This is a genomic window from Mogibacterium pumilum, from assembly GCF_002243385.1.
GTDB classification, from domain to species: Bacteria; Bacillota; Clostridia; order Peptostreptococcales; family Anaerovoracaceae; genus Mogibacterium; species Mogibacterium pumilum.
The window spans coordinates 354,031-366,776 of sequence record NZ_CP016199.1 but is presented as its reverse complement, the minus strand read 5'-3'; the positions used below and the strand labels follow the sequence as shown (position 1 = coordinate 366,776).

The following is a 12,746-nucleotide window of genomic DNA, read 5'->3' as shown; positions in this document are numbered from 1 at the left end:
TTAGGATTCGTATTTACATTACTTGCACATCCTCCGTATAAGAGTGTCTGCATATATCTATTATAATTTTGTACGTGATAATACACAATGAGCAAGTAAAAATTACTTTTATTTGTAACAGATGTTACAGGTGTTTGCGTGTTAGAGATATATAATCAACTCAAGCGATGAGATTCGCACTTATTGTATAAACTACACATTAGATATAGGAGGTATTGATATGAAAGAGCCTATGAAAAATATATCCAAATCAGAAGTTTTAACACTTAAGAACGAAATTGTTTATCAGGATGGTCAGGTAGTGAGTAAGACACTCGCTCAGAACGATGCAGTTAGTGTAACACTATTTGCTTTTGACAAAGACGAAGAAATTAGCACTCATGAATCTGGCGGAGATGCTTTCGTAACATGCCTCGATGGAGTGGGGCGTCTCACTATTGACGGAATCCCACACGAACTTCACGAGGGAGAATCAATCGTTATGCCGGCTGGTCATCCACATGCGGTGTATGCTAAGGAACAGTTCAAGATGCTCCTTGTAGTGGTATTTTAAGACCTTATAATATTAAAATTATATCTGTTCAAGAATCCTCTTTGCTAGTTAACAGTAAAGAGGATTTTTTATATTTCTATCTTGTCTCTACTATGTTTAGTCTGATATATACTATCATTCTATATTTCAAATTACATCAGTCTAGTTACAAGCAGTATAATCAGCTCTATTTATTTTAGATTTGCAGTAAAAGAAAAGCCTTCTAACAAATAGCAAGATAATGGGTATAGTTCTTCAACTAAATGCCTTAAAATGACTCTTATAAATGAAAAGACTATTAAATCACTAAACTCTTTTGCAGGGCTGAACGACTTCTGCATTTTATTACGAAATAGCGAGATTATTTCTTTGCTCGAGTGCTTCTCGTACTCTATATCGGAAATTTTTCGAAATTCTAATATCCAAGAATCTCTTATATCAACAGGGACTTCAAAATCTAAGCATAGCAAACTGAGAGATTTGGGGGATATTTGTGTATCGCCAATTTCTATTGCTAATTCAGCTAATCCATCTTTTAATAATCGTAATTGATCTTCTAGTTCTAGTTCACACATGATAATCCTCCTTGCTTAAATATAAGCTATCCTATATATGCATACGGGCTTAAATCAACTCACCAAGAGATTCCTTATTTTATTTAGTCTATTATCATTAAGGTAATATATATTCTATAAAAAACTCCCGCTCATCTGAGTGGGAGTTTTTTTCATTATTATTCGATTTCAGAATCGAAAGGCATTAGAGCTACTACACGAGCTCTCTTAATAGCAGCTGTAACTGCTCTCTGGTGCATAGCGCATGTACCGGTAACTCTTCTAGGAAGAATCTTGCCTCTCTCTGTAGTGTACTTCTTTAGAGTCTCTACATCTTTGTAATCGATTTTCTTTTCTTTATCTGCGCAGAACTGGCATACTTTTCTTCTTCTCATGCCGCCGCGTCTCTTATTGTTCTCCATTCGACTTGTACTCCTTTCTCAAGATGTTTAGAACGGGATATCCTCTTCAGTTGCCTCAAATGAATCAGGCATCGAAGGCTCCATTGGTGAGCTAAAGTTATCGTTGAATGCATTAGTCTCACTCTCAGATCTGCTGCGATTAAATCCAGAATCGTTTCCGCTGTTGCCACCGCCGAGGAACTCGACGCTGTTCGCGATTACATCTGTTGTGTACACAGTCTGTCCTTCTCTGTTCTTGTAGCTTCCCGTTTGAATTCTACCATTGACTGCAACCTGACGACCCTTATTTAGATACCTGTCACAGTTCTCAGCCTGCTTGCCGAAAACAGTGATTCTGATGAAATCAGCCTGTCTGTCACGACCCTGTGTACCGGGTCTATCAACTGCGATACTGAAATGCGTAACAGCTGTCTGGTTGTTAGGTGTGTAAGTTAGCTCCGGGTCTCTGGTCAATCTTCCGATCAGTATTACACTATTCATAGCTTACCTCCTGACTTAGTTCTCGTCCTGGCAAACAATAATGTGTCTCATAACCGCATCAGAAATCTTGAGTCTTCTGTCAAGCTCCTTAGGTAGCTCAGTGCTAGCCTTGAAAGGAACAACTACGTAGAATCCTTCTTTCTTCTTGTTGATCTGATAAGCAAGCTTCTTGTTGCCCCATACATCAGCTTCGCCAGCCTCACCATCTTCATTGATGATGTTCTTAACGTTCTCAATCATGGAGTTCTTCACTTCCTCATCTAGAGTTGGGTCAAGAATGAACATTACTTCGTAATCTCTCATGTTTTCACCTCCTATGGCCTACGGCACCTCTCGGTGCAGGATTTGGCTTGCGTATTCAAGCCATACCGTTTAATTATACTGATTTATCATAGAAATTCAAGGTTTCTACGCTATTTCCTTGTACCTATTAAAAAACCGGTTCGCTTCACTGTGCTATTCCGACACACGAAATACTATATATTGTAGCAGCGTTTGTAACTTCGTCTGCATCTATTTGCAATCAATTTAAGCGTCAGCTTTGATGTAATCAAGATAGTTCTCTTGCTTTCCGCTAAACAACTGCTATATACACTTATTATCTTTCCGTTGCCGCCAGTCTACCAATTTGTGTCGCGATATATCCTGCTCCATAACCGTTGTCTATATTTACTACGGAAACTCCATTCGCACATGAGTTAATCATAGTTATGAGCGCAGATAGTCCGTGGAAATTTGCACCATATCCAACAGATGTAGGTACTGCGATTACCGGATTTCTCACAAGACCGCCGAGTACTGTCGGCAGCGCACCCTCCATGCCTGCTACTGCAATAACAGCATCAGCGCTGCGGATGAGATCGACTTTTGACAGGAGCCTATGTATACCGCTCACACCTATGTCATATACGCGAAGCACCTCCGCGCCAAAATATTCTGCAGTCTGCGCAGCCTCCTCTGCAACCGTAATATCGGCAGTGCCCGCACTGCAGACGGCAACAATGCCGCCAGCGCCAGTCCTCTTGTAGCCGCCAGCAGGCTCCACCTTTAAAATCCGCGAGACAGGATCATACACCGCTCCTGAAACAGCCGCCCGAACGAGCGCCGCCTGCTCCTGACTCGCCCGAGTCCCGAAGGCACAGCCGTCATTTGCCACCATCTTCTGATATATCGAAACGAGGTAATCATCCGGCTTGCCAGCGCAGAAGATAACCTCCGGGAATCCTGACCTCTGCTCACGCTGAGTGTCCAGCTTAGCGAATCCCATTTCATCATAGCTGTTGTTCTTTATCAGTGTTTCAGCTTCAGTCATATCCAGCTCACCAGCCTTATAGCTGTCTAATATCTCTGTAATATTCATATGTTTATCCTTATAACTTAATTCGTTTAATTCCCGTTTCCCTCTCATATGGTTTCATTTGTGCCAATTCTGCACGATTGACTGCCATAATCAAATTCTACATATACACTCAGCCCTTACAGCACTTCATTCATGCTGCCAACTCTATAGCCGAGAAGATCCATCGTTACGTATGCGAATCCTATTTCTTTGAACTTTGCTGCAACTTCCTCTCTGAGAGAAAGCAGCCTATTTAGTTCATCTGGCGCAACCTCTATGCGTGCCAGATTCTCACCGTGCATGCGAACGCGCATCTGAACGAAGTCGTAATCATTTAGTATTCGCTCAGCCTGCTCAACCATTCCAAGCTTCTCGCGAGTAATCGTCTCCCCGTAAGCAAATCTCGATGCTAGACATGCTGCAGATGGCTTGTTCCATGTCCATAGACCGTGCTCCTGAGATAGGTTTCTAATCTCCTGCTTAGTCATACCTACTTCTCTAAGCGGACTCTTTACATCTAGTTCCTTTAACGCTTGTAGCCCCGGTCTATAATCTCCTAGGTCGTCTACGTTTGAACCGTCAGCAATGTACTCGATTCCGAGTTCAGTTGCTTTCTCCTTTAGCTGTGTAAAAATCCCTTTCTTACATATATAACATCTATCTGGTGGATTCTCTTTGAAGCCTTCAATCTCAAGTTCATTGGTCTCTACCATAATCTGCCTGATGCCCTGCTCATTACAGAAGTCTACAGCTTCCCCAGTCTCCCTTTTTGGAAAAGAGCCAGACTGCGCAGTAACTGCAATCATTTTGTCACCGAGCACATCGTGTGCAACCTTTGCTAAATACGTAGAATCTACGCCTCCCGAGAAAGCGACAGCTAGGCTGCCGAGATTTTTTATGTATTCCTTTAGATTTTCTTCCTTCTGTCTCTCAGCTACAGATAGTTCCATATTCTTCACCCTTTTTTATTATTTATACCTATTTATCCATACTTACGATCCTATCGCACACGTGCTCAACCATAGGGATGTCATGCGATATCAAGAGCATCGTAAGTTGTCTTTCTTCGTGTAGTTCCCTGAGCAAATGCACTATCTCTGCCTGCGTTGGTACATCGAGCGATGATAGTGGTTCGTCAGCGATTATAAACTCAGGCACTGTGATAAGTGCCCTCGCGATTGCCGCCCTCTGACGCTGTCCTCCAGATACATCATAAGGATATCTGCTCATCAGTTCCTCATCAAGGTGGACATTCTTCATAACCTCAATCACCTTGCTACGGCGTTCTTCTTTACTTCCTAATCTTGTGATTACAAGGGGTTCAGCTATTATCTGCTCGATAGTCATGCGCGGGTTAAATGCTGATGCAGAGTCTTGGAAAATCATCTGTGCACGAATCTGATACCTATAAGCATTTCCCTCACTTCCCCATTCTATACTTCCGCCAGTCGGTTTAGTGAGACCCATGATGATTCTCGCCAAAGTAGATTTGCCGCAGCCCGACTGTCCCACCAGTCCGATTATTTCACCTTTTAGGATTTCTAGCGAGTACCCTTCTAGCACCTTCTTATATCCATGCTTCTCTGTCCTATATATCATGTCTATGTCTTTGACACTCACCATTTTTTCGGCTGGCTTCGTCTGATATGGCACTTCACTCTGCTCTAGCTCTTCTAGCCCCTCGCTTTCTTTACCAATGTCTCCATGGTAATGGCTTCCCTCTTTGCCATACTTAGAGTACCTAACCAGAGCTTTAGTGTATTCATGCTTGGGGTTTTCAAAAACCTCTTCTGCTGTGCCGTTCTCAACGAATTTTCCATCCTTCATGACTGCGATTTTTGTCGCTAGTCCACGTGCCAACCCGAGGTCATGGGTGATAAAAAGTATGCCCTTTCCCTTTTCTGTAGCAAGCCTCTTCAGCACAGATATTATCTGCTCCTGATTGCTCGGGTCGAGTGCGGTAGTCGGTTCATCTGCGATTATGAGCGCAGGGTCACATGCTAGAGCAACCGCAATAGCCACCCTCTGTCGCTGTCCTCCAGATAGCTGGTGTGGATAGCAAGATAGATATTTCTCAGCATCTTCCATGCCCATATCTCTTAGGAGTTCGGCTGCTCTTTCCCCATATTCTCGTTCCGATGCCGCTGACTCCGCATCTCTGTGAAGCTTCATGGGGTTAATAATCTGCTCACCTACTGTCCTCACCGGATCGAGTGAATTTAGCGGATCCTGAAATACTATCGCGGCTGCCTTACCCCTAATTTGCTCGAGTTCCTTCTCCCCCATCTTAGTGATGTCTTTACCCGAGAGACGGATGCTTCCCGACATATACCTCGCACGCTGTCTGTGCAACATAAGAATCGAGAAACATAGTGCTGTCTTTCCCGATCCTGACTCACCTACTATAGCCATGATTTCTCCCGGCCTCAATGTAAGCGAAACACCCTGAACTGCGTGAACTACACCCTGCTTCCCGTCGAAGCACATCCTGAAATCCTCGATATTAAGAAGTTCTGAGTTGCTTCTGTTTTCTGTCATTCTCTATTATTTCTCCAGTTTCCAGTCTGCTACGTTCCAGAAGATTCCAACTCCGTGGTGTCCGAGCATCGTGTCTTTAGTAATTCCGGAGATGTCTTTCTTAACCGCATAGTCTGCATCGATATATGCGATATATGTGTAAGGCATCTGCTGAGTCATATAAGAGAGGAACTGCGAGTAATATCTCTGTCTCTCTCCCTCGTTAGTGGTCGACCTAGCCTTTGCAAGAACATCATCTACTGTTGAGTTTGCATATCCTGTGTAGTTATCTCCTGCATCAGATGTAAATATCTTGTATGTATGATCGTCTGCGTCAAATGGGCTTCCCCATCCTATGATTGTCGCATCCTGTTTCTCCCAGTCGAGCTCTTTTCTCGCCTCGGCCTTTACAGACACACCGTGAGACTTGAGCTGCTCTGCGCACATCTTAGCCATATCCACACGAACCTGATCGTCTGCCATCGCAGTGATAGTGAACTTGAGTTCTACGCCGTTCTTCTCATAGATCCCCTTCTTGTTCTTAGCCCATCCGTCCTGCTGCAATAGCTGCTCCATCTTCTCTGGGTTGTAGCAGAACTTCTCGATATTGCTGTCGTTAAACTTGTTTTTTTGAATTGGCGAGTAAGCTACCTGACCTTCTCCAAGAAGTACACTCTTGATGATTGCCTCTCTATCGATTCCATAGCTCAATATCGTTGCGAGCTCTGGATAAGTCTTGAACAGCTTGCTTCCTGCAAAATTGTACGCGATTGCACGATAATCCGCTGTATTCATGCGGTATATGTCGAAATCCTTGCTGTCCTTCTCGAGACTCTTTGCCTGCTTAGGTTCAATTTGCGCCATATCCAGATCACCTGACTTCAGCTGTAGTAATCTGGCATCGCTATCCTCAACAATCTTGAAAATAATCCTCTTGATATGTGGTTTCCCCGCATAGTAGCCATCGAACTTTTCTAAAGTGATACTCTGTCCCTCATCCCAGCTAGTTAGCTTGTATGGACCTGCACCGACTGGCTTTTGGTTGAACTCAGCAGTTGCTAGCTTCTTGCCATTTAGTAGGTGCTTAGGCAAAATTCCGATAGTCATATAGTCTGCAAATACCACATTTTCCTTGCCAAGCTGAATAACAACTGTCTTCTTATCAGGACAAGTAATCTTAGTGATGTCCTGATAGTTTGATATAATCTCGGAATTATTCTTCTTATCGAGAATTGCCTCAAGCGTGAACTTAACGTCTTCTGAAGTAAGCTCTTTGCCATCGTGAAACTTTAATCCATCTCTTAAGTGGAATGTCCATGTGTGAGTAGCTGTGTCGTACTCCCATTTCTCTGCAAGTGCGGGTACGAGCTTATTGTCCTTGTCATGTGCTGTAAGTCCGGCGAATATCAAGGAGTTAATTTCTCCATGTTCATACAGAGCAGGATTAATAGCTGTGTAGTCATGGCTTCCGTATACGAGTGTTTCCGCATCATTCTCATCTTTAGAGCCACAAGCGGAAAGTGATATTGTCATAATTAGGGCAATAGCGAGAGCCGCTGCCTTTTTCAAATGATTTTTCATATGTATGTGTCCTTTCAGGTAAAATAATGTCTTAATCTATTGTCCAATCACGTGCCCGACATATGTGTCCTTTCAGGTAAAGTAATATCTTAATTTATTGTCCAATCACATGGACCGACATGTGTGCATTTTTTATATATTGCTATGTTTCGAGGTGTTGCATCCTCTGATATATTCTACAATCTCTGTGATGGAGACCAGAACGCTTATCAGAACCAGCCCCGGAATTATTATCATCCACCACTGATCAGATAACAGTGCGTCCTGCGATAGAGACATCAGACCTCCCCAAGACACTTCTGATATTGGGAGTCCAAGTCCCATGAAGCTAAGTGTCGACTCTGCTATTATCGCCGATCCAACATTGCTAACTGCCATGAACATGATTGCAGAAAAGTAGTTCGGGAACAAATGTCTACGGAGGATGTACCAGAAGCTCCCTCCGTACATCTCTGCGGCTATTACGAACTCACTTTTCCTAAGTCTAACCACCTCGCTTCGGATAATCTTTGACATCTGCATCCAATTAGTCACACCTATTACTATCGATAGCGACCAATAGTTTGCATCGCCCAAGATAGCCTGGAGTACGATTATGAGCAGTAGTCCCGGTATACTCATGAGTAAATCAACTGCTTTCATCATCAGATTATCAATGTGCTTGTTTGCCATACCGCTCAGTGTTCCATATACTGCAGCGATAAATGTTCCGATTATTGCACTCACAATTCCGATTATAAGGCTTGCTCTACCACCGTGGAGTATAAGTGTAAAAAGGTCTCTACCCAGATTGTCCGTTCCAAATATATGCCTAAATGAAGGAGCTAATCCGATTGCATTTTCATTCATATAGTTTGGCTTGTACGGAGCGATTACTCCGGCAAGTGCACTTGTGATTACAGCGGTCGTAAGTATCGCTACAGCACCCTTTGGCTTTGACTGTCTATTCATAAGAGCCCTCCCCGTGACGCATCCTCGGGTCGATCCTTTCACCGATTATCTGCGCTAAATGATTCGATATTACTACCACGCTTCCTGTGAGAAGTGTCGTCGCCATAAGCATGTTGTAATCCTTGTATAGGGCGCTCTCAAAGCTGAGCCTTCCTAGTCCTGGATAACCGAATACCATCTCTACCACATACGTTCCACCAAGGAGATGTGGAACTGCGATAGCCATAATATTAATCATAGGCGGCAAGATATTCTTTCTGCAGTATTTCTTGATTATCATGGTGCGAGGCACTCCTTCTGCTTTAAGTAAGAGTACATAGTCCTTACGCATTTCCTCAAGAAGCAGATTTCGAACCATGTATGAGTAGTACCACAGATGCCCTATAACAATTACGAATACCGGTAGCACAAGATGCCATGCCCTGTCTAATATATTCCCCTCAGCCCCATACGAGTAAGCCCCTCCAGTCGGCAATATGCGGAGATTTACTGCAAACACCAATATGCATATCAATGACAGGAAGAATACTGGAATATTTCCTGATATTACGCCCGACTTGCAAATGAATCTGTCAAGTTTTGTCCCTTCTCGTTCCGCCGAAGCTCTTCCGATTCGAAAAGCCAAGGAGAAAGTCAGTATATAGGAAATAAGTCCAAATACTATTGTGTTTCCGAGCACACTCCCGATTACCGAAGTAACCGGTCGCTTGTATTTATAAGACAGTCCTAGGTCGCCGTGTGTCACATCTTTAAGCCATATTCCGTACTGTACTGGAAGCGGCTTCTCTAGGCCTAAACTTTCACGAGCAGCAGCTTTCTGAGCTGCACTCATTCTATCTACACTATCTCCATACCATGAACGGAGAGGATCGCCGGGACAGAGCCTTGAAAGTGTGAACACTACAATAGAGAGAATCAGCAATATTAGTATCATCTCAGCGATTCTACATACGCCATATTTAAATTTATTCTTTCTCTCATTAGTCATATATTTATGTATGCTCCTAAATATTTGCGTATAAAAAGACCGGGTGCGACTGCTTCTGCAATCTATCCGGCCTTCTTGGTTTGGTTAATTTAATTTGATTATTATTCAGTTCTCTTCAACACCACAGATTCTTACGATTCTATCAACTGCATCTTCGATGCTGTCTTTGATCGGCAAATCTTTTGGACCAGCTATAATGGTGTTGCAGTGTGTGACTGGGATAAGCACTTTCGTGGCACTGCTCGAACCTACACTTTCTGAAATGACTGGAGAAATCTCTCCCAGCATCGCATTAGCAACAATTATTCCAATTGGACCCGCGATAATCTCTGCTTGCGCTGCACAATATCTGATAGCATTCTCGCCTGTCGCCGCTTTCTTAGCACCTGCTTTAATCATGGCATTCGTCGCCATACTATTGGTTCCTGCAGCTACTATATCTGCCTCTGGAAATTTTTCTAGTAGCTTAATCACAAGCTGACGCCCTATTCCACCGCCTTGCGCATCAATAACTAGTATATTCATGGTTTCGCCTTCCTTGCTTACCGAGTGCTTCATACACTCTATTGACATTATTGATTATACCATAGTTCAATGTGCTTTTTTCGATGGTAATGGTTACTTTGATGACATTCTGTATATTTTATTTTTATTAAATATTTTATTTTTTAAAGGTGCAGTTAGTTCGCTTATCGTTTATCCTTCTCATTATCTATATGAACTTCAGCCTTATCTTTTAGGAAGTTTGGCTGAAGCTCAGAGATTAGAATTGCAGTAAACATGAAGACAAAACCGATAGCCTTGTTAACAGTCATGTGCTCGTTGAATAATAATATGCTGAAAATAATTCCGAAAATATTTTCGAAGCTTAGAATTATAGACACACTTGTAGGCGACTCCGTTTTCTGCGATATAGTCTGGAACAGGAAGCAAAGTCCTGAACATACGATTCCCAGATAAAGCACTCCAAAAATAACCCTTTGATTTATCTCAATACTGCTTGACTGCTCCTGAGTTAGTGTAAATACCCATGCAAGCATTGCAGCTACCATGAACTGAAGCAAAGTGATTAACCCCGGATCCTTGTCTTTACCCCACTTAGCTATAGCTACAATCTGGGTAGCCCAGCATAGCGAGCTGAGAATTGAAATACTATCTCCAATACTTACACTAAATGTTCCTACAACAGATACTAAAATAATACCGGTTGCGCATATTGTTGCGGCTACGATGTGATATTTCTTCGGTTTCTCTCTGAATATCAGTCCTCCGATAAATGGCACAAATACACAATAAGCCGATGATAGGAACTGGCTCTTTCCCGGCATTTCAAGCATAACACCGGTAGTTTGTGTGAAGTATGCACAGAACAGAAAGCCTCCTATAATGAGACCTGATTTAATATAATTCTTATCTATTAGTTTTAGCTTCTTACGATAAATTAAAGCCAATACTATGCTGGCAATTGTAAAGCGCGTTGCAAGAAGCCTACCTGGCGGGATGAAGTCAGTTGAGCCTTTAACGACTACCATCGAACTTCCCCACGCAACTGCAATAAATAACAGTAAAAGTTTACCTTTAACACTACCTGTCTTTTGCATAAGACAACCCCTTTCATGTCTTTAGGTTCAGTAGAAGCAATTTCTGTATTATCTCGTTAGTTTAATTTCAAAATACCACAACATAATATGATTTCGTTGATTAATTATATTATGTTGTGGGGAACTTAACCAAAAATAATCCATTAACCTGGGATACGACGCAACCATATGAAATATGTCTTCGTTTCCCCTAACACAATAGCATATATTTTAACAGTATATTATATGAACTTTAGCATATCAACAAAAAATGCCTCGATCCCCGTTAGAGACCGAAGCAAATATTTGTTCACATTATTAAGAAATTTCTATTAGTTGAAACCTTATGTGAACCGAATAGATTGAATTGTTCAATCTATATCGTAGTTCCTTATGCTCTCTTTCTTCTGTAAGAAACAACTCCCGCAAGGGCTGCACCTGCAAGAGTGAGAACTAGTGAGACATTTCATTCAACAATGTTTTTTTACATAATCTCTGCACTGTCGAGCAAAATCGTAAAAGGACCGTCATTTAGAAGGCTAACCTTCATGTCGGCGCCAAACTCTCCACGCTCAACTACATTTACACGTTCCTTACACTTCTCGATTATATACTCGTATAAAGCATTGGCTTCGTCCGGTGCTCCCGCGTCGATAAAAGATGGCCTGTTTCCCTTCTTGCAGTTTGCATAAAGCGTAAACTGTGAGATGATGAGAAGCTCACCACCTACATCATCCAGGGATAGATTGGTCTTGCCGTTCTCATCCTCAAATATTCTGAGTTTAATCATCTTATCCACCATCTTATCAGCGGTACTCCTGTCATCATCCTTAGATATTCCGATAAGGACCATGAATCCCTTGCCAATCTTTCCAAGCTCGTTGGCGTGAGCCACTACGTTGGCGTGAGCCACCCTCTGTATTACAAATTTCATATGTCTTAAAAGCTCCTTATTTCCTTGATTTTTCGCACATATTCTCATAAAATTATAGCATTATATTGACATTATTACACGATATTTGGAGGACACAATGAACCCATTTAAGAATACAATTGCACTCAGCAAGATTAGAGCTGGTTTTCGTAAATATATGAAGAATGTACCGGCAATCAGAGCTGCTCAAGCTCAGGATGACCACGCTAAGGCTCAGCGCCTGATTCGTAAGGCAGAGGATGAGTTTTGTAATCATACCGGTAAGGCACTCGGCATCAAGGTTGAAGTTATAAATCCTGAAAATATTCCTGCAAAGAGCCCGTTTCTCGTCGTTGCAAACCATCAGGGTTATGCAGATATTTACGCGATGATTGAAGCTTTCCGTTCGACGCAGATTGGTTTTATCTCAAAGTCTGAAACCAAGAAGCTCAAACCGCTCGCTGATGTTATCCGTGGTACCCAGTCGGTGTTCATCGACCGTGGCAATCCTCGTTCCGCGGTAAAGACTCTCGCAGAAGTTACAGACCTGTTCAAAAAAGGGTATTCATTTGTAATCTTCCCAGAAGGTACGAGAAGTCACAGCAATGAAATGGGACATTTTAAAGAGGGCAGCTTTAAATTTGCCCAGAGAGCGGGCGTTCCAATCGTTCCAGTTTCGATTATCGATTCGTATAAGATTTTCGAGGAGCATAACACATTCTCTGGCGGAACTATAAAAGTAGTAATTCATCCAGCCGTTGATATCTCAGGACTACCTAGGCAGGAGCAGCTCGCAGCTCAGCATCAGGTTGAGGATACCATCAGGGCTGGCATAGAGAAATATCGCTAGTCCAAACAAATTCTACGGAATACGAACAAGACAAAACCC

Annotated in this window: 15 protein-coding genes; 2 read left to right on the top strand and 13 right to left on the bottom strand. The window is 42.5% G+C overall.

What is annotated here, in order from left to right:
* Positions 1-220 precede the first annotated feature (220 nt).
* Positions 221-553 (top strand): cupin domain-containing protein, encoded by a 333-nt coding sequence (locus AXF17_RS01810; protein ID WP_094233548.1) that lies wholly within the window; start codon positions 221-223, stop codon positions 551-553.
* 170 nt (positions 554-723) lie between these two features.
* On the opposite strand, the gene AXF17_RS01805 is transcribed toward AXF17_RS01810, so the two are convergent.
* The 13 genes from AXF17_RS01805 to dtd form a co-directional block, all read right to left on the bottom strand.
* Positions 724-1,107 (bottom strand): hypothetical protein, encoded by a 384-nt coding sequence (locus tag AXF17_RS01805; RefSeq protein WP_094233547.1) that lies wholly within the window; start codon positions 1,105-1,107, stop codon positions 724-726.
* Positions 1,108-1,265: 158 nt separating this feature from the next.
* Positions 1,266-1,508, bottom strand: coding sequence for a 30S ribosomal protein S18 (gene rpsR, locus AXF17_RS01800; RefSeq protein ID WP_094233546.1), 243 nt, complete (start codon positions 1,506-1,508; stop codon positions 1,266-1,268).
* A gap of 27 nt (positions 1,509-1,535) precedes the next feature.
* Entirely contained in the window at positions 1,536-1,988 is a 453-nt protein-coding gene (locus AXF17_RS01795) for a single-stranded DNA-binding protein (RefSeq protein WP_094233545.1), read from the bottom strand.
* Between the two features lie 15 nt (positions 1,989-2,003).
* A complete protein-coding gene (gene rpsF / locus AXF17_RS01790) occupies positions 2,004-2,291 on the bottom strand; it encodes a 30S ribosomal protein S6 (RefSeq protein ID WP_094233544.1) in 288 nt (95 codons plus the stop codon).
* A gap of 295 nt (positions 2,292-2,586) precedes the next feature.
* The gene (larB, locus tag AXF17_RS01785) at positions 2,587-3,348 is read right to left on the bottom strand and encodes a nickel pincer cofactor biosynthesis protein LarB (RefSeq protein ID WP_094233543.1); all 762 of its coding nucleotides are present in this window, start codon (positions 3,346-3,348) and stop codon (positions 2,587-2,589) included.
* Between the two features lie 116 nt (positions 3,349-3,464).
* Positions 3,465-4,277, bottom strand: coding sequence for an ATP-dependent sacrificial sulfur transferase LarE (gene larE, locus AXF17_RS01780; RefSeq protein ID WP_094233542.1), 813 nt, complete (start codon positions 4,275-4,277; stop codon positions 3,465-3,467).
* A 28-nt stretch (positions 4,278-4,305) separates the two neighbouring features.
* Positions 4,306-5,865, bottom strand: coding sequence for a nickel ABC transporter ATP-binding protein NikE (gene nikE / locus AXF17_RS01775; RefSeq protein ID WP_094233541.1), 1,560 nt, complete (start codon positions 5,863-5,865; stop codon positions 4,306-4,308).
* A 6-nt stretch (positions 5,866-5,871) separates the two neighbouring features.
* Positions 5,872-7,425, bottom strand: a complete 1,554-nt coding sequence (locus AXF17_RS01770; RefSeq protein WP_094233540.1) for an ABC transporter substrate-binding protein — start codon at positions 7,423-7,425, stop codon at positions 5,872-5,874.
* Between the two features lie 132 nt (positions 7,426-7,557).
* The gene (locus AXF17_RS01765; RefSeq protein ID WP_094233539.1) at positions 7,558-8,376 is read right to left on the bottom strand and encodes an ABC transporter permease; all 819 of its coding nucleotides are present in this window, start codon (positions 8,374-8,376) and stop codon (positions 7,558-7,560) included.
* Positions 8,369-9,364: an ABC transporter permease gene (locus tag AXF17_RS01760; RefSeq protein ID WP_094233538.1), complete on the bottom strand. Its 996-nt coding sequence runs from the start codon at positions 9,362-9,364 to the stop codon at positions 8,369-8,371. The genes AXF17_RS01765 and AXF17_RS01760 overlap by 8 nt, the downstream gene beginning before the upstream one ends.
* Positions 9,365-9,469: 105 nt before the next feature.
* A complete protein-coding gene (locus AXF17_RS01755) occupies positions 9,470-9,889 on the bottom strand; it encodes a DUF3842 family protein (RefSeq protein ID WP_094233537.1) in 420 nt (139 codons plus the stop codon).
* 164 nt (positions 9,890-10,053) lie between these two features.
* Positions 10,054-10,965, bottom strand: coding sequence for a DMT family transporter (locus AXF17_RS01750; protein ID WP_094233536.1), 912 nt, complete (start codon positions 10,963-10,965; stop codon positions 10,054-10,056).
* Between the two features lie 463 nt (positions 10,966-11,428).
* Entirely contained in the window at positions 11,429-11,878 is a 450-nt protein-coding gene (gene dtd, locus AXF17_RS01745) for a D-aminoacyl-tRNA deacylase (protein ID WP_094233535.1), read from the bottom strand.
* Positions 11,879-11,975: 97 nt separating this feature from the next.
* On the opposite strand from dtd, the gene AXF17_RS01740 reads away from it, so the two are divergent.
* Positions 11,976-12,707 (top strand): lysophospholipid acyltransferase family protein, encoded by a 732-nt coding sequence (locus AXF17_RS01740; RefSeq protein ID WP_094233534.1) that lies wholly within the window; start codon positions 11,976-11,978, stop codon positions 12,705-12,707.
* The last annotated feature ends 39 nt before the right edge of the window (positions 12,708-12,746 follow it).